The organism is Vibrio sp. J2-3(2022) (genome assembly GCF_021725735.1).
Taxonomy (GTDB): Bacteria; Pseudomonadota; Gammaproteobacteria; order Enterobacterales; family Vibrionaceae; genus Vibrio; species Vibrio diabolicus.
Map to the genome: position 1 here is coordinate 1,559,342 of NZ_JAKKCK010000001.1, position 17,367 is coordinate 1,576,708.

The 17,367-nt window shown below is 45.3% G+C and carries 14 protein-coding genes; 7 read left to right on the top strand and 7 right to left on the bottom strand.

Annotation, left to right across the window (positions count from 1 at the left end):
• Nucleotides 1-229: 229 nt before the first annotated feature.
• From L3V27_RS06820 to L3V27_RS06840, 5 genes are all read left to right on the top strand, one after another.
• The gene (locus L3V27_RS06820) at nucleotides 230-1,348 is read left to right on the top strand and encodes a polysaccharide export protein (protein ID WP_237311391.1); all 1,119 of its coding nucleotides are present in this window, start codon (nucleotides 230-232) and stop codon (nucleotides 1,346-1,348) included.
• 130 nt (nucleotides 1,349-1,478) lie between these two features.
• The gene (locus tag L3V27_RS06825) at nucleotides 1,479-1,919 is read left to right on the top strand and encodes a phosphotyrosine protein phosphatase (protein WP_031780663.1); all 441 of its coding nucleotides are present in this window, start codon (nucleotides 1,479-1,481) and stop codon (nucleotides 1,917-1,919) included.
• Between the two features lie 55 nt (nucleotides 1,920-1,974).
• Nucleotides 1,975-4,140: a polysaccharide biosynthesis tyrosine autokinase gene (locus L3V27_RS06830; protein WP_237311393.1), complete on the top strand. Its 2,166-nt coding sequence runs from the start codon at nucleotides 1,975-1,977 to the stop codon at nucleotides 4,138-4,140.
• Nucleotides 4,141-4,506: 366 nt separating this feature from the next.
• Nucleotides 4,507-5,772 (top strand): DUF1835 domain-containing protein, encoded by a 1,266-nt coding sequence (locus tag L3V27_RS06835; RefSeq protein ID WP_237311394.1) that lies wholly within the window; start codon nucleotides 4,507-4,509, stop codon nucleotides 5,770-5,772.
• A 402-nt stretch (nucleotides 5,773-6,174) separates the two neighbouring features.
• On the top strand, nucleotides 6,175-7,479 hold the full coding sequence (locus L3V27_RS06840; protein WP_005397791.1) for a dicarboxylate/amino acid:cation symporter: 1,305 nt from the start codon (nucleotides 6,175-6,177) through the stop codon (nucleotides 7,477-7,479).
• A 104-nt stretch (nucleotides 7,480-7,583) separates the two neighbouring features.
• Here L3V27_RS06840 and L3V27_RS06845 read toward each other — a convergent pair whose 3' ends face one another.
• From L3V27_RS06845 to L3V27_RS06860, 4 genes are all read right to left on the bottom strand, one after another.
• The gene (locus tag L3V27_RS06845; RefSeq protein WP_031818445.1) at nucleotides 7,584-7,958 is read right to left on the bottom strand and encodes a YkvA family protein; all 375 of its coding nucleotides are present in this window, start codon (nucleotides 7,956-7,958) and stop codon (nucleotides 7,584-7,586) included.
• 165 nt (nucleotides 7,959-8,123) lie between these two features.
• Nucleotides 8,124-9,248: a M20 family metallopeptidase gene (locus tag L3V27_RS06850; protein ID WP_237311396.1), complete on the bottom strand. Its 1,125-nt coding sequence runs from the start codon at nucleotides 9,246-9,248 to the stop codon at nucleotides 8,124-8,126.
• Between the two features lie 9 nt (nucleotides 9,249-9,257).
• Nucleotides 9,258-9,725, bottom strand: coding sequence for a YjiG family protein (locus L3V27_RS06855; RefSeq protein WP_085342508.1), 468 nt, complete (start codon nucleotides 9,723-9,725; stop codon nucleotides 9,258-9,260).
• Nucleotides 9,725-10,462 (bottom strand): nucleoside recognition domain-containing protein, encoded by a 738-nt coding sequence (locus tag L3V27_RS06860; protein WP_237311398.1) that lies wholly within the window; start codon nucleotides 10,460-10,462, stop codon nucleotides 9,725-9,727. The genes L3V27_RS06855 and L3V27_RS06860 overlap by 1 nt, the downstream gene beginning before the upstream one ends.
• A 448-nt stretch (nucleotides 10,463-10,910) precedes the next feature.
• Here L3V27_RS06860 and L3V27_RS06865 point away from each other — a divergent pair, with 448 nt between their 5' ends.
• Together L3V27_RS06865 and L3V27_RS06870 are read left to right on the top strand one after the other, a co-directional pair.
• Nucleotides 10,911-11,198, top strand: coding sequence for a hypothetical protein (locus L3V27_RS06865; RefSeq protein WP_346346959.1), 288 nt, complete (start codon nucleotides 10,911-10,913; stop codon nucleotides 11,196-11,198).
• Between the two features lie 96 nt (nucleotides 11,199-11,294).
• Nucleotides 11,295-12,011 carry a DsbA family protein gene (locus tag L3V27_RS06870; RefSeq protein ID WP_237311402.1) on the top strand — a complete coding sequence of 239 codons (717 nt, stop codon included), beginning with the start codon at nucleotides 11,295-11,297 and terminating at the stop codon, nucleotides 12,009-12,011.
• Between the two features lie 67 nt (nucleotides 12,012-12,078).
• On the opposite strand, the gene L3V27_RS06875 is transcribed toward L3V27_RS06870, so the two are convergent.
• The 3 genes from L3V27_RS06875 to glgB form a co-directional block, all read right to left on the bottom strand.
• Nucleotides 12,079-14,139, bottom strand: coding sequence for an alpha-amylase (locus L3V27_RS06875; RefSeq protein ID WP_237311404.1), 2,061 nt, complete (start codon nucleotides 14,137-14,139; stop codon nucleotides 12,079-12,081).
• 180 nt (nucleotides 14,140-14,319) lie between these two features.
• On the bottom strand, nucleotides 14,320-14,997 hold the full coding sequence (mtgA, locus tag L3V27_RS06880) for a monofunctional biosynthetic peptidoglycan transglycosylase (protein ID WP_046875704.1): 678 nt from the start codon (nucleotides 14,995-14,997) through the stop codon (nucleotides 14,320-14,322).
• Nucleotides 14,998-15,148: 151 nt separating this feature from the next.
• Nucleotides 15,149-17,344, bottom strand: coding sequence for a 1,4-alpha-glucan branching protein GlgB (glgB, locus tag L3V27_RS06885; protein ID WP_237311406.1), 2,196 nt, complete (start codon nucleotides 17,342-17,344; stop codon nucleotides 15,149-15,151).
• Between the last annotated feature and the right edge of the window lie 23 nt (nucleotides 17,345-17,367).

A 17,367-nucleotide genomic window follows, 5' to 3' on the forward strand; every position in this document is an offset into this window, starting at 1 on the left:
TGGATAATGGTTGACTATTTTTGTGGGGTAGATTTTTCACCTTCATAAATGAAACTAAGAGCTCTAAGTCGCTAGCAGCCATTTGGAGTGTTTATTACACAAATAATTCTGAATGGACTCGCTTTCTAAAGGCTTAAAACTGCAGTAAATCGTCAACATTGATGAAATGCAGTTCAATTAGAATGAATCAATTTCAGTCGGCAAACTTTCTTTCGGTAGTTATAAACCAATGAACACATTTAATAAATTTTTGGGGATATCAGTACTTCCTATCCTTCTTACAGGGTGTACTCTGCCTGGTAGCCACCTTTCGGTCAGTGACAAAACAGTAATGAGCACTGAATCGAGTGATATAGAATCGCAGGTTACGGTTTATCCTTTAACTTTGGAGCGAGTGACCTCTTTAAATTCAATAGATCCTTTTTCAAAGCCAAATCCAGAGTTAGATATTGAAATCGCCAAGTATGAATACGAAGTAGGACCTGGTGATATCTTAAATATTACTATTTGGGACCACCCAGAGCTCACGATCCCAGCTGGCTCATATCGTAGTTCAACCGAAGCAGGTAACTGGGTGCATTCGGATGGCACGATCTTCTACCCTTACATTGGCGTTGTACACGTTGAAGGTAAAAACGTTCGCCAAATTCGTGCAGACATTGCCAACCGTCTTGCAAAATACATTGAGAGCCCGCAAGTCGATGTAAGCGTTGCAGCATTTCGCTCTAAAAAGACTTATGTGACTGGCGAAGTGAACAAGCCAGGGCAACAACCAATCACAAACATTCCTCTTACACTTCTTGATGCCGTGAATAGAGCAGGCGGACTGGCAGCCGAAGCCGATTGGCGTAATGCAACACTGACACGAAACGGTGTCGTTGAAAATGTCTCTTTGTATGCTCTGATGCAACAAGGCGACTTAACTCAAAACCGTCTTCTAAAGCCCGGTGATATTGTTCATATTCCCCGTAACGATGCACAAAAAGTATTTGTTATGGGCGAAGTTAACGATCCGAAGCTACTCAAAATTGATCGCAGCGGTATGAGCCTTACTGAAGCTCTAAGTAGCGTTGGTGGTATTAATGAAATCTCCGCCGATGCTACTGGCGTCTTCGTCATCAGACGTTCAAAAGAAGAAGCTAAAATGGCGGACATTTATCAGTTGGATGTTTCTGATGCTTCTGCTTTGGTGATTGGAACAGAGTTTGATCTCAACCCATACGACATAGTCTATGTAACAGCCGCGCCTGTTAGCCGTTGGAACCGCGTTATTGCTCAACTTGTTCCAACCATTTCCGGCTTTAACGAATTAACCGAAGGTGTACTACGAGTACGCACTTGGCCGTAAAAACGACGTGCCGCAAGAAAGTTATCTCTTGCGGCATGCATTCAATAGTTACGTAGCTCAATTGTGCAATATAAAGAAGCAAGCAATTCAGTTGGGATCATAGGCATACAATTTAAAATAGGGTAAGCATTTGTTTTCTAATATTCTTGTCGTCTGTGTAGGTAATATTTGCCGCTCTCCAACAGGAGAGCGGCTTTTGCAGTCTTTACTACCAAACAAACATGTCGCGTCAGCGGGAATCGCGGTGGATAAAAGTCATTTAACAGGAAAAGCTGCTGATGATATGGCAACCACCATCGCGAATGAACATGGCGTAAGCTTAGATGGACACGAAGCACGACAATTAACACCTGAGCTTTGCGCTCAATACGATCTGATATTGGTTATGGAAAAAGGTCATTTAGAAGCCTTAACCAAAGTCGCTCCTGAGGCACGAGGCAAAACGATGCTGTTTGGACAATGGATAAGTGAAAAAAACATTCCTGATCCATACAGACAAAGTAGAGAAGCCTTCGAACATGCTTATACGCTTATAGAAAAAGCAGCAAAAGCGTGGTCTCAAAAACTATAAGCCGCAAGGCTAAATAAATAAACGCCAATGGCAAGGTATTTAAGAAGTTAAAGTAATGACAACACAAACTATTAAGCAATCACGTCAAGCCGACGATGAGATCGATTTGGGAAAGTTATTTGGGATCATTCTTGATGCCAAATGGCTCATTCTATGTACCGTAGTCCTATTTTCAATTATAGGCGTCGGCGTTGCCATTCTATCAACACCTATCTACAAAGCTGACGCTCTTATCCAAATTGAAAGTAAGAGCTCCGGTGGTATTTCAGCGATGGTTGGTGATATGGGAGAGCTGTTTTCAGCAGAGTCATCAGCGACAACAGAAATTGAGATCATTAAATCTCGTATGATTTTGGGTGGTACAGTTGATAAGTTCAACTTAACCACGGTCGTCTCTCCGAATTACATGCCTATCATCGGTAAGGGCTTAGCTCGACTGCAAGGCGAACAAATCAGTCTGAGCGTTTCACGATTTAATACCCCTTCTTACGCAGTTGGAATTCCTCTAACTCTCGAAGTTATTGATTCTGAAAAACAGACGTTCAAACTTATAGAAGATGACAATAACGTCATTTTAGAAGGTAAGGTTGGCGAGCTCATTGAAAAGAACGGCTATCAATTCTTAGCTACAGAAATGATAGCGCAAGACGGCGCATCGTTTACCGTGAGTAAAGTCAGCAAATTAGATGCAATCAATGCACTGCAACAAAACTTATCGATTAGCGAACGTGGTAAGCAAACCGGGATTATTTCTTTAAGCTTCTCTGGTGAAGATCGCGCTAAGATTCAAGCTATCTTGAACGACATTAGCCAGAACTACTTCTTGCAAAACGTTCAAAGAAACTCAGCAGAGGCAGAGCAAAGTCTCGAGTTCTTGAAAGGCCACCTTCCAGACATCAAAACAAAACTGACCGCTTCTGAAGACGTTTTAAATCGATTCCGTCAAGAAAATGAATCTATCGACTTAGGCCTTGAAGCTCAATCAACGCTGAAAGTGATGGTTGAATTAGAAGCGCAGTTAAATGAGCTTACATTCAAAGAGAGTGAAATCAGCCAGCGCTTTACACAAGATCACCCGGCTTATAAGTCTCTGCTTGATAAACGTGAGACGCTACTCAAAGAGAAAGAGCGTCTTAATAAACAAGTTCAAAAGTTACCGAAAACACAGCGTGAAGTTCTACGCATGACGCGCGATGTAGAAGTAAACCAACAAATCTACATACAGCTATTGAACAAGGTTCAAGAGCTCAACATAATTAAAGCAGGAACCGTTGGCAACGTTCGAATCTTAGATAACGCTCAATCGTTCTCTAAGCCAATCAAGCCGAAAAAAGCGCTTATCGTTGTGCTAGCAACACTGCTTGGCGGCATGGCAGGCGTGGCTTTCGTATTAATTCGTGCGGCATTCCACCGTGGTGTAGAAACACCAGATCAAATTGAGCAGATTGGTATGCCTGTTTACGCTAGTGTTCCAAAATCTATTCAACAACTGGAATTTGCAAACAAGCTTAAACGAAACAAAGGCAGCAACGATGAGCTAGTCCTTCTTGCTGAAGCTAACCCGGCCGATCTTTCCATCGAGGCCCTGCGTAGTCTTCGTACTAGCCTGCACTTTGCGATGATGGAAGCGAAGAACAATGTTCTTATGATTTCAGGTCCAGCACCATCTATCGGTAAAACGTTCGTATCGACAAACTTTGCAGCCGTCGCTGCGAAAACAGGTCAGAAAGTACTGCTTATCGATGCAGATATGCGTAAAGGTTATTTGCAGCAATGTTTTGGTTTACGTTGGGATAACGGTCTTTCTGATTATTTGAGCGGCAAGACATCCCATAGCAATATCATTAAATCAACATCCATCGACAATCTAGATGTGGTTACTCGTGGCCAAGTACCACCAAACCCGTCAGAGCTTTTGATGCATCCTCGCTTTAAGAGCTTTGTTGACGAAATGTCGGCGCAGTACGATCTTGTGATCATCGATACGCCGCCTGTACTCGCGGTTACCGACCCAAGCATTGTTGGTGCAATCGCAGGAACAACATTGATGGTAGCTCGTTTTGATCAAACGACTTTGAAGGAAATTGAAGTCGCACAAGGTCGCTTTGAACAATCCGGCGTGGAAGTAAAAGGCGTAATTCTAAACGCCGTAGAGAAGAAAGCGTCAAACTCATACGGATATGGTTACGGTTACTATAACTACGCTTACAAGAGCGAGTAATTAATATCTACATGTATTACAAAGCCCTGCTAGACCTAGCAGGGCTTTTTTATTACTGGATCCTGTAATGCATATCTACTAGAAAACGGATGGTCGTTCACATCTACATAGGCATTGGCTGTCAAACTATTCAACACTTCTTTAATGGGGCTGATATTTTGTGATGCGGTTCTCTCATGAATAGTTGCATGATGGATTGTGAAACCCTACTATCAGTCTGCTCACGCCTAAAGCCCCCAACACTCGCGGAAAGAACTTGGTTCACGGCAACTCTTCCACCCTGCTCTGTATAGCAGGAACAATCTGTTTTTACCTTCTTTTTAGCTTCTATTTAGGCGAGTGTGGAAGAGATAAGAAAGGTGAAAAATGAACTCTACAAATAGCTTCTTAATCAACATTAACCAACAAAAATCCGTTGCTAAAAAAAGACTCAAAGCTATACGTCAACACGATGATGAGATGTTGGATCGAGTTAAGCGATTTCACTCCAAACCAGAATCATTAGCTCCCAATACAATTCAATTAGCTGACGTTCAACATTCGCTAGCCAGAGAATTAGGTTTACCAAGTTGGAGTAAATTAAAAGCGCATGTCGAAGAGTTAGAAGCTCACAAAGACGCCATCAAAAAACACTTCCCTCCTCTTGATAGCGAGCTAAAAACGCTCCATGTCCGCTGTGGGCATGATATTCAGCAACGGCTTAAAGACAGCGGATTCGAGGGAACATTTTTAGCCCTAATAGATCCGCTTTGTATTGGCCCCATACCAGCAACACCACAAAACTTCCTTGCCATTCGTGCCCAATATGTCGTAGAGACTCTGCTGCCCGTGATGAAGCGTGAAGATTCAGTGCAAGATATTGTCAAATTTGAGCAAGCTAATATTGATACGCTGCTCAGTGATACATTTGAACGAATCGTCTTTTGGGTCGAACATGACAGCTATGACCAATTAATGCTGCTTCGTGCCCTAACGTTGTTAGAGAATGTAGAAAACAAGGTGATAGAGATCATTGAGTTGAACCAGTTTCCGGGCACTGAGCGATTCATCGGCTTTGGGCAGTTGCCTGAAGAAGCTATTCGTTCTTGTTGGCGATACCGTAAACCCGTGACAGCCAAATTATTCAGTCAGGCTAAACATTCCTGGCACGCTGTCACATCACCGACACCCATCTCTATGGTTAATTTGATCGAGCAGCATGATCTAGATTGCTTACCCAATATGCTCAACGTGCTAATACGCCATATGCAAGAGTTACCTCATTCACAAACAGGATTAAGCTTGACTCAGCAGATTGCATTAGAGGTCCTAAGTTCTCAAAATCGTTCAATTCTCATCAAAGATTGGTTTGAGCAATATCAACAACGTGAACCTCTACCTTACTTGGGCGATGTGATGTTTTACGCCTTACTCCTCCCTCTAGCACAATGTCAAACGCCTTTAATCACGATTGAGTCACGTGACAGGGACTGGTGGGAACAGAGCGTCCATATCACTGAGGCTGGTCAGCATTGTTTGGAAGGCTTCATGCTAGCGAAGCAATGCTATTGGGTTGGGGGTATTAGCAATACCAATCAGAATTATTGGAGTTGGGATCACCTCCAATTATCTACATTGACCAACCATCATTGATTCAGCGGATAGGTAACATAAGCAGGGGCATAGACGGCTCGTTAGCCCCTAGTGTTCAGCCCAATACAAAAACAGTCAAAAAGAGACGGCTTCTAGCCTGAATAAAATCTAGATAGTTATGCAAGAGCAACATTCCTTAGAGATAATATGCACTCCATTTACTACTAAAAATAAATGTAAATACTCTTTCTTATCGGTTGCATGTTCGATAAAAGTGTTAAAATACAAACTTTTCGACCAGTCAAATAGTTAAGATTTGGTTAAAACTCTATTTTTATTAGTGATAAAGTTCACATCTATTAACCATTTAGAGGATTATTCTTTCGTATTTTCTCACTCCACTGCTACTCTGCTCGCCGCTTTGAAGTGAACTCAAGGTGCATAACTATAAGGAGTGTTCTCATGAATACCAAGAAACCGATGTCGCTAACCAGCCGCGTAATTTTGGGTATGGTAGCGGGTATCTTGACAGGATTTGCAATTCGCACACTTTTTGCCGGCAACGGATTTGTCGACGCATACATTGTTAATGGATTATTTGAAGTTGGTGGACAGATCTTCGTCGCCAGCTTAAAAATGCTCGTAGTCCCTCTAGTGTTTGTTTCACTAGTTTGTGGTACTAGCTCCCTCAAAGACCTTTCTACACTGGGTCGCATGGGTGGTAAAACCCTCGCTTTCTACGTTACAACAACGGCTATCGCGATTACGCTTGCTCTAACTATGGGTACTCTGTTCCAGCCAGGTGCTGGCGCTGACCTAACCGCAGCAAGTTCATTCAAATCAGCAGAAGCACCATCTTTGGGTCAGGTGATCATCGATATGTTCCCAACCAACCCTATCAGTGCGATGGCTGAAGGTAAAACCCTGCAAGTTATTGTGTTCGCAGTGCTATTTGGTATCGCGATCAGCGCAGCAGGCAAACCTGGTGAACGTATTGCAGCGTTCTTCTCTGATCTGAATGAAGTGATCATGAAACTGGTTGCGATTTTGATGAACTTGGCGCCTTATGGTGTGTTCTTCTTAATGGCGAAGCTATTTACTGGTCTTGGTCTGGGCGCAATCGTCAATCTGGCAGAGTACTTCTTAGTACTGGCGGGGACGCTTGTCCTGCACGGCCTAGTCACTTACAGCTTAATGTTAAAAGGTTTCACTGGTCTAAATCCAATTACGTTCCTACGTAAGATGGAAGACGCGATCATGTTTGCTTTCTCGACCGCATCATCAAACGCGACGATTCCAGTGACAATGGAAACGGCTAAGCACCGTATGGGGGTTGAGAACCGCGTATCATCGTTCACAGTACCACTTGGTGCAACCGTGAACATGGACGGTACGGCGATCATGCAAGGTGTAGCAACCGCCTTTATTGCTCAAGCCTTCAATATTGATTTAACTATGGGCGATTACCTAATGGTAATCATGACAGCTACATTAGCATCTATCGGTACTGCGGGTGTCCCTGGTGTTGGCCTTGTAATGCTAGCCATGGTATTGAACCAAGTTGGTCTGCCGCTTGAAGGTATCGCGCTCATCATGGGTGTTGACCGTCTACTTGATATGATTCGTACTGCGGTAAACATAACTGGTGACAGTGCAGTTACCGTCATTGTCGCAAAATCAGAAGGCGCATTGGATGAAGCTCGCTTCAACGATCCAATGGCAGGCGTAGCCGAAGAAGAAGTGCATCTTAAACGCGCTGACGCCTAAATCGTTTTACGATTACCATTCTGAAATTATATAGTCCTGTCTAAAAGAAAGCCCCGATGGAAACATCGGGGCTTTTGTTTTCTCCGCGTCTAGAAACGCTCTTTCTAATCCGCCATCGAATTCAATTTTTCTCTGGCTTGTTCTTCGTGTTCTTCAGTAATGGCATTGCCGACTGAGTTAGCGGCTAAGGTAAGCGCTGCCATGTCATCGGTAAAGCCGACGCCTGCTAACACATCTGGCACCATATCGGTGGGTAATACGAAGTAAGCCAATGCGCCACCTAAAATCGCCTTATGGCGAACGGCGGTGTTGGAATCTGTCATCGCGAGCCATGATTTGATGCCCATAACGGCAATTTCTTCACCCGCTTTCTTCACCGACCCTTTCATTTTGCGCCAGAATGTTTTCTCATCTGGCGCTTGCATCGTTTGATCTTTGGCGTCTTTCGGCGCCGATTTTACAGACATTGTTGTGGTCATCGTTGCCTCCGAAATTTATGACTGTGGCCAACATATTAATAAATCGAACCTGAACGCAAGATTAATAACAAGAAATGATAGTAAAGTGAAACAAAAACACAGATAGAAAAATCCCCAAACCGAAGTCTGGGGATCGTGATATTGGGAACTAAGTTGTCGAGTGCGCTACTGAGCTATCTTCTCCAGTACACGCATCAGCATTTTGATACGTGGTTCGATAGACTCAAGCAACAAGTACTCTTGGTCACTGTGGAAACCTGCACCGATAGGTCCTAGACCATCCAAAGTTGGAACGCCAAGAATTGCCGTATTGTTTGCATCAGAGCCGCCACCCACTTCTTTCCAGTTGATATCGATAGCCAGTTCACTTGCTGCTTCTTCAACTAATGCCATCAGACTTTCAGTTTGCGCGCTTGGTACCATAGAAGGTTTGTAAGCTTCACGAACCAACTCGATGCTAACGCCATCAACAAATGGTGTTTCCAGCATGCCGTTTAGCTTGCTATCGACATCATCGTACTCATCGTTATTCCAGAAACGCACATCCACGATCGCTTCAGCGCGCTCAGGGACGATGTTTGCGCCGTTACCGCCAGACACAATACCCACGTTTAATGTGGTACCAGATTCGAAGTTCGTCATGGCATTGATTGCGAGAATCCAGTTCGCCATCTCGGTAATTGCACTGCGGCCATTTTCTGGTTCGTTGCCAGCGTGGGCCGCCACGCCGTTAAACGTGATTTTGTAACGCGCCATGCCTTTGCGCGCTTTGACTAAACCGCCGTCTGCACGTGCTGCTTCTGCCACCAATACGTTCTTCGCGTTTTTTGCAACAGATTGAATCCAGTCGACCGAATCTAACGATCCGGTTTCTTCGTCTGGGTTCATGCAGATACAAATCGACAGTTTATCCAACACCGCTTGGTCGAGGTTACGCATCGCGTACACAATATTCAGCAAGCCAGATTTCATGTCCGAGACACCCGGACCGTACGCTTTTTCAGCGTCTTGAGACATAGAACGTAACTCTGCGGTACCGACAGGGAACACTGTGTCCATGTGACCAATCAGCATCACGTCAACTTGCTCAGCTTCAGGCTTGTTTCGAACTTCAAGACCGATACCCGCTCTGCCACAGTCGATGCGTTTTACGCTCCAACCTGACATCGCTTGGTACTTCTCTTCAAATTGAGAAGCGATGAACTCAATGCCATCAGTGGTGTACGTGCCACAATCGACATTGATGAGAGGACGAAGTTCTTCGAGATATTCATTGAGAGAAAACTGCATGATTGCCCCCTAAACAAACAAGTTCATGACTAGCATTGCGCCAAATGCGTTCAATACGGAAATCGCAATCATAATTGGGATGTAACGACCTTCAGTACCGATAGGTCCCATAATTCGACCCATGTACTGAACCTGTGAGCCCATTAGGTAAATTGCAGGTGCAAGAATCGCGATGTGCGTACCATTCAAGATGCCTTGGTCAAACAATGTGATAACCACGCCAACTGCGCCGCCCATCGACATCCAAGCACCAATCAGCACCGCAGCTGCTTCACCTGGCAAACCAAAAACCGCCATTACTGGAGAAAATACCGAGCCCATCAAATCCAACGCGCCAGTAATCTGTAACGCTTTAATGATGACAAACGCCATAAGAACGTTAGGCACGGTTGATGTTGTCGCAATAACCCAGCCTTTTTTAGCGCCTTCAACGAAAATATCCGTCACCATCGGCTTACTTGCTTTTACGTCACTCATTACGCCGTCTCCTCTTTTAAGTTCTCAGATTTGTTTTGATCTTGCTTGTCTTCTTTACCTTCTGTGATGTTTAGGTAGATACGGAATAAGTTCGCGCCCACAATTTTAAATAAGAACATCACCACAACCGCCAAACCAATAGAAGACGTTACGGCAAGCGAACCATCCGCCATCGTCAGCGTAAACAGCACCGCCCCTGAGGAAAAAAAGTTAACAATGGTGGCACCAGCGGTGAACTGGAACATAGTGAACACATCGGTTTCGCGTTTGGTAAGATGGCCTTCATCTTTAAGCTGACGAGTCATCGCCGCACCTGCGTCGGTACTTTGCAGCGAAGCGATAAGAGCCAAACCAGAATTACCCGGAATACCCATAGTTGGGCGAAGAAGCGGCGTTAACAGTTTGCGTGCTGCTTCTAGTGCGCCATAGTGCTCAAGTACATTGATCATACCCAATGCGAACATAACGGTAGGAATCAAAGTAAGTGCAAAAATGAAACCGTCACGTGCACCGCTACCACCAGTACCACGAAGCGACGTTGTTGCAACTTGCACACCGTCAGCCGTTTCGGTGACACCATAAGCCACCTTGCCGAAAGAGCCATTCAACGTGGTGAAGTCAAATACGCCATACCATTCGTTCGATTGCATGAGACCAGAAAAGAAGACGACCGCAAACGCCAGTGCAACGTAGCACCCCAGCGTAACCTTGCGCTCAGTTTGAACAGGATTTTTCATAACATTACCTACACATGTGGGACAGGACACATATGTTCACCCGAATAATGTGCTAGAGAGATGATCAAAATCAATCCGTCTGCCGAACATTCTGGCGACTCAATTATGAAGTTTTGTTTTATGATTTTAATCACATTTGAAAGATAATAAAAATTTGTGCTAACAATTAGGTATATTAATCTATATCGATACCTCAGGACTTCTTCATCAACCCGACAAATGATTCTGACGAATATTGCTTTCTACAACATTCATGACGTACTTCATACTTTGGCATTGAGGCGATATCGATTAACTCGAAAGTAACATTCCATAATGAAATTTAGGTTAGGATTGTCCGGTCATATGCAAACGGCATAAACCAGAATCAACAGGACTAGGCAGCCCATTGTTACGCTCACAACCTAAAATAGCCAAGTGGACACTCGCCCTCGTGTTTTGGGTGGTGATGGTATGTTTAAGCCAAAACTCCGGCTTCTCGAAAAGCTGCCCTAAGGCTCACCAAATACAGAGTCAGCAAGATGAAAGCGTGAATTTATCACCATCTTGCGACCTTTCAGAGAAGCTAGTTCAAGCGTACCAACACCAGTTGGACCATATTCTTATTCCATTTTTTCTGTTTGCTTTGATTGTGGCGCTGCAGATGGCATCCACAGCAATTCATTATCTGGAATACACTGAACCGATACCGGAAAAGTGTCGGGTTCACCTAAAACTTTGCGTGTTTAGAGAATAAACCTAGCAAGGCGAAAGACCTTATCGCCTGACTTTTGTACGTATTTTATTCACTTCACATAACAAACAACGAAATTTAAAAGTTTTAGGAAATATTATGACATTCACTCGTACACTTTTGACGTTAACGATGGCTATCGTACCTGCCGTATCTTTCGCATCAGAAAAGACCGCAGAACAAAAGCTGGAGGAAGTTACTCAGATACTAAAAGAGAATCCTCAAATTCTTGATTCATTGCACCAAAACCTTCAAGAGTACATTGCGTATCAACAGTCATTTGGCGACACCTTGAAGGAGGTTCGTCACTATCTAAGTGATGGCAAACATTCCTCTTTTGGTGCTGAAAACCCTGAGTTAACCATTATTAACGTAACGGACTACAGTTGCCCTTTTTGTAAACGTTTAGAAGGAGAACTGGTCAAAGTTGGTGAGGAATATCCGCAGATAAAAGTGCTTAACCTCAATGTCTCTTTTAAAGAACAATACGAGAAAAACGGCTACAACTCGGCAAGTTACGCATTAAATGTTTGGCAAAACCAGCGAGATAAGTACGAACAAGTGCATGAGTTACTGGTGAAAAAACCGGGCGCACATGATGCACGTTCGTTAAAACAAATCGCGAAAAAAACGGGGACAGAAGCGCAGCTTGTCGACGACAAAGAGACCAAAGCGCTGCTTGATAAAAACTATCAGTATTTCACGCAACTTGGTTTACGCGGCACGCCCGCGTTAATCATTAATGATCAGATCATTCCTGGTTATGTGCCGTTTGACGAGCTAGAAAAAGTCATCGACCAAGAACTGGCGAACTAAAACAACAGAGCCCTTCCCTGATAACTCAAGGAAGGGCTTTTTATTTACCGACATAAAGAGCGTTTAGTTACTTATTACGTCCTACAAACGCCACGACGACTTTGTCATTGCCAAGCGAGCGAGAGAAAACGTACGCGCCTTCCTGTTCAATCACTCGATGCTGACCTGCGCCAATGGCAGTGTGTGCTTGACGGAACTGACCAAGGGTTTGCCAGTGTTTCAGCAGCGCTTGTTTGTCATAAGATAGCTTCCAAACCATGTCTGAACGTGTGCCTTGGTGGAAATCATCCGCGTAAGGGCCAATGTTACGACCTACTTCATCACCATAATAAACCTGAACCGCACCTGGGCTAAGAAGCAATGCGTTCGCCGCGTTACGTTGCATGCCGTAATCTTTAAAACGTGAGAAAAACAACTCCGTATCGTGAGAAGACATGTAACTGACTGGGTTGAAGTCTTTCTCGTTCGCGATAGTGTCCGCATAGCTTTGGTAAGTGTCTGCCATTTGGCTAAAGCACGCCGCGCCTTTGTCTAGCTTCTTCTGCATATCGAAGTTGATCAACGCGTCAAAACCATCATCGAAATAAGGGCTGCGATACGCGGTGTGTCCCCAGACTTCGCCCATCATCCAGAACGGCTGACCTGATTTGCCATTTTCTTTACGCCACTGTTCTAGGCTGTTCGATGCTTCCTCTTTTAGACGCTTCCAAACTTCACCTTCGACGTGTTTCACCGTGTCGACGCGATAGCCATCAATGCCGAAGCGTTTCACCCAATCGGTTTGCCACTCAATCAAGTAATCCGCCACGGTGTAGTTGTCACGAGCTTCTACGCGAGTCCCTGGGTTATCTAATAGCCACTGAGCTGGTTTTACAGCTTTGCCTGACTCGGTGATAAAGTCAGGCAGCCCCGCCAATGACATGGTGATGTCGCTACTGCCCGGAGCTGGGTAACCCGGCAAGCTGGTTCTTACCCAATCGCCGCCCCACCACTTCGCCCAGTTCGGACTCTGATAATCAATATTCTGGTGGTAGCTATGCCAATTTTCGCCTGCTTTTGGTTGCCAGTCGCCCCATTTCTTGGGCAGTTCGGCATTAGGCTTTGACACATCGATACCATCAAACTGTAGATCCGCCAATGTTGAGTAACCAGAATGGTTGATAACCGCATCCATCAAGACTTTGAGGCCACGCTTGTGCGCCTCTTCCACCAGCGTTTTTAAATCTTCTTCGTTACCGAAGTTCTCATCAATCTTGGTGAAATCGCGCGTCCAGTAGCCGTGGTAAGCATAAAACGGGAATGAGCCACTATCGCCACCACCGACAAAACCGTGCACTTGTTCAACGATTGGCGACAACCAAATCGCGTCTGTACCTAGGCTCTTGATGTAATCCAGTTTCTCAATTACACCTTTAAGGTCACCGCCGTGGAACGTGCCGACTTCATCTTTGCCGTCTTTCTTGCGTCCATAGCTGTTGTCATTGCTCGTATCAGCATTGTTGAAACGGTCGACCATCACGAAGTAAATGTTGGCATTGCGATAATCAAACGGCACTGCTTCTTTGGTTTTCTTTACTGGCTCTAGTAGCACCAAACCGCCGGAGTCTTTGCTTGGCGTCAGCGATACTTGCTGATCTTGCACTTCAACCATTTGCCCCGAGTAAGCATCTCGCAACTTGGTGCCATCCGGGAAACTGTCACCTAACGCAATGGTCACTTCTCCGCCTTGGTAAACCTCACATTGCACTTGTGGAATTGGGCGTTTGAACTCACTCTTGGCGGCTTTCTTAGGTTCACGCTTAAAACGCAGTGTTTTGGCTTCTGCATCAAAAGCAAAAGAGTAATCGCCGGTAAAGCGGATTTTTAATGGCAGCTCCGTTGGCTTACCGCAGTTTAGCGCAAGAGGTTTATTGAACTTCACTTTCTGACCATCGGGGGCAATGCAGTCGCCTTCAACGCCCGTGATTTTAAGCGTGTATCCGTCTTTGGTTAGAGGCACAACCAAAGGCTGTTCTGCACTTAATGGGAAGTCACGGCTGCTGGTCGTGGTAGAAATGGTGATGTTAGGCTCGGCGATGGCACTTGCCGACGCAAGCAGTAAAGTAGTGGTAATCAGGTTCAGTTTCATCGTTCAGTCCATTGGCAGCACATGGTAACCATGCACATTTATTAGTTTTATTCACACTAATTGTGCCTAGATAAGAAACTGAACACATCATTCTAACTGCCTACGCCCCAAAGGTTGTGACGCTTCACATTTTATTGATATAGGGGCGTAGTTCTATTTAAGCGCAATGGATTGAGGGACTTAAAGTTGCACGCTGCCAAGATTGCTCATTTGATTCATTGCCCATCTTGTGCGGCGAGCAGTGTAATCACTTTGTGGGTAGACTTTGATTCGATATGGGTTTGGCAACACCACGGCTAAACGCGCTGCTTGCCACTTCGAGAGTTGCTTTGCACTGACACCAAAATAATTCTGCGCCGCCGCTTCAGCACCGTAAATACCGGGACCAAATTCAACCACATTTAGATACACTTCGAGAATGCGCTCTTTACTCCACATCAGCTCCATCAGCAAAGCAAAGTAAAGCTCGTAAGCCTTGCGAGCGTAGGAGTGAGAAGGAAACAAAAACACATTTTTCGCGGCTTGTTGGGTAATCGTGCTCGCGCCTCTCGACGGGCCATTGTCACCTGCCTCGGCAATCACGTCGAATAGCGATTCGAAGTCCAATCCATAGTGATGAGGGAATTTTTGGTCTTCGGTCGCAATCACCGCTAACTGCATATTTTTTGAAATACGCGGCAAGGATACCCATTCGTGTTGGCTGCTGTCTGGATAGTTCTTTGGTGGCACAACAATGCGGCTTAACTTCCATCCCCATATTGGCGGATCGACATATTTCACCACACCAACCAAAACGACTGGGGCGATCAGCAAGATCAACACCATTTTAAATAGAAATGACTTAAGCCTTTTCAACATGTGTGGTTCCCCAATGCATTAGCGATTGATGATAAACAAACCAGCGAGCTTGCCTGATTCAATCAGGAACAACAAGTTTTTGAGGTAAAAAATAGGTCAAAAAAAGCCCGATTTACAATGTAAAACGAGCTTAGAATTTGATTAGACTGAATTATTTATTCAGCTTGTAGAACACGGTTGAAAGTGGTGGTAAACGAAGCTCAAGTGATTGAGGCAGTGATTCACTTTCGACTTTTTCCGTTTTCACACTGGTCTGCACTTTAAAATCGCTGCCGCCGTATTTGCTGTCGTCCGTGTTCAGCAGTAGTTCGTATTGACCTGCATTTGGAACGCCTAAACGAAAACGCTCGTGTGGTACGGGCGTAAAGTTGGTGATGATCAAAATACGCTCACCTTCTTTACTGATACGCTCGTGCGCTAGGATACTCGCATCCGCTTCGTCTTGTAGACGCCACTCAAAACCAGCAGGAACACAATCTTGATCGTGCATCGCCGCTTCATTTCGGTACAAGTGGTTCAAATCGCGCATCAGCTTTTGAACGCCTTGATGACGTTCGTATTCCAACAAGAACCATTGCAACTGATCATCGTGGTTCCACTCCGCCGTTTGGCCGATTTCCGCGCCCATGAAGTTCAGCTTTTTGCCCGGTTGACCATACATGTAACCGTAGTATGCACGTAGGTTTGCGGTTTGCTGCCATTCATCACCTGGCATCTTGTTATGGATAGAGCCTTTTCCGTACACCACCTCATCGTGAGAGAGAGACAAGACGTAGTTTTCGCTGTGCGCATAAACCAGCGGGAATGTGATGGTATTGTGGTGGTATTTGCGGTGAACAGGATCTTCTTTGATGTATGAAAGACTATCGTGCATCCACCCCATATTCCACTTGAAGCCAAAACCTAAACCACCCATAAAGGTTGGCGCAGACACCCCCGGAAACGCCGTTGACTCTTCCGCAATCGTCATCGCATTCGGGAAGTGCTTGTACACTTCTTCGTTCATCCATTTTAAGGTTGCGATTGCGTCGTAGTTTTCGTTGCCACCGTCGACGTTCGGTACCCACTGATCGTGGCTACGTGAATAATCGAGATAGAGCATCGACGCGACAGCGTCCACGCGAATGCCATCAATATGGAATTGTTCAAACCAGTACAGCGCGTTCGATACAAGGAAGCGACGCACATGTTCACGGCCTAAATCGTAGATGTATGAGTTCCAATCTTGGTGCCAACCGCGACGTGGGTCCGGGTCGTGGAACAACGGTGTGCCGTCAAAGTTTGCTAAACCGTGATCATCCGATGGGAAATGCGCAGGAACCCAATCCAGCACCACACCGATGCCTGCTTGGTGACACGCATCCACGAAGAATTTGAAATCATCAGGTGAGCCAAAACGGCTGGTTGGCGCAAACAAGCCAACGGGTTGATAGCCCCATGAACCGTAGAATGGATGCTCAGACACAGGCATCAGCTCAACGTGGGTGTAGCCCATATCCACAAGGTATGGCACCAACTGCTCCGCGAGTTCGCGGTAGTTGAGGAAATCGCCTTTCTCGTTGCGCTTCCATGATCCAGCATGCAGCTCATAAAACGATAACGCTTCATCACGCTTTTGTGTCACTGCGCGGTTTTGCCATTTCGCATCTTGCCATTGGTAACGCTTGTGATCGTAAGTAATGGATGCGAACGATGGGTATTGCTCAGAGTAGAAACCCCAAGGGTCTTGTTTATGTGGCAGCCCTTCCCCATTTGGCCCTTTGAGCTCAAATTTGTACTGAACGCCTTCTTCTAAGCCAGGAATGAACAAACCCCAAATGCCATAATCTAAACGTTGCATTGGGTGACGACGACCGTCCCATTGGTTGAAGCACCCCACAAGGCTAACAGCCGATGCATGCGGTGCGTAGACAAGGAAGCGAACACCGGAGATGTTTTCACCGCCACGTTCTAGCGTGACAAAGTGTGCGCCCATATAGTGATACATGTCTTTGGGCGTATGCAGATGATCGTACTCTTGGTAAATATTGTGGTACTGGTACGGGTCATCAATAATTTGTTCAACACCATTCCAATCGACCGCCAAACGGTAGTGGGTCAGGTGTAAATCGCGTTGTTCTTTTAAGATAAAACCGCTGTCACCATCACGCTCAAGCGCCACGCGAGGTTCGCCATTAACAAGCAGTTCAACCTTGTTTGCGCCCGGCATCCACACTCGCAGCGATCCTTCGCCATCATCAATGAATGGCCCCAACGCCGAAAATGGGTCTGAGTAAGCCGCCTCAGCAAGCAGTTCGTATGCGCGTTCGTGTTGTTTCTTTATTTTCTTGGTTTTGGTGGTTTTCAAATCTTTCTCCCTAGAGCCAATAT

Coding starts and splice junctions, on each gene's coding strand:
- L3V27_RS06820 (WP_237311391.1), top strand. CDS start 230: ATGAACACATTTAATAAATTTTTGGGGATATCAGTACTTCCTATCCTT.
- L3V27_RS06830 (WP_237311393.1), top strand. CDS start 1,975: ATGACAACACAAACTATTAAGCAATCACGTCAAGCCGACGATGAGATC.
- L3V27_RS06835 (WP_237311394.1), top strand. CDS start 4,507: ATGAACTCTACAAATAGCTTCTTAATCAACATTAACCAACAAAAATCC.
- L3V27_RS06840 (WP_005397791.1), top strand. CDS start 6,175: ATGAATACCAAGAAACCGATGTCGCTAACCAGCCGCGTAATTTTGGGT.
- L3V27_RS06845 (WP_031818445.1), bottom strand. CDS start 7,958: ATGACCACAACAATGTCTGTAAAATCGGCGCCGAAAGACGCCAAAGAT.
- L3V27_RS06850 (WP_237311396.1), bottom strand. CDS start 9,248: ATGCAGTTTTCTCTCAATGAATATCTCGAAGAACTTCGTCCTCTCATC.
- L3V27_RS06855 (WP_085342508.1), bottom strand. CDS start 9,725: ATGAGTGACGTAAAAGCAAGTAAGCCGATGGTGACGGATATTTTCGTT.
- L3V27_RS06860 (WP_237311398.1), bottom strand. CDS start 10,462: ATGAAAAATCCTGTTCAAACTGAGCGCAAGGTTACGCTGGGGTGCTAC.
- L3V27_RS06865 (WP_346346959.1), top strand. CDS start 10,911: ATGGTATGTTTAAGCCAAAACTCCGGCTTCTCGAAAAGCTGCCCTAAG.
- L3V27_RS06870 (WP_237311402.1), top strand. CDS start 11,295: ATGACATTCACTCGTACACTTTTGACGTTAACGATGGCTATCGTACCT.
- L3V27_RS06875 (WP_237311404.1), bottom strand. CDS start 14,139: ATGAAACTGAACCTGATTACCACTACTTTACTGCTTGCGTCGGCAAGT.
- mtgA (WP_046875704.1), bottom strand. CDS start 14,997: ATGTTGAAAAGGCTTAAGTCATTTCTATTTAAAATGGTGTTGATCTTG.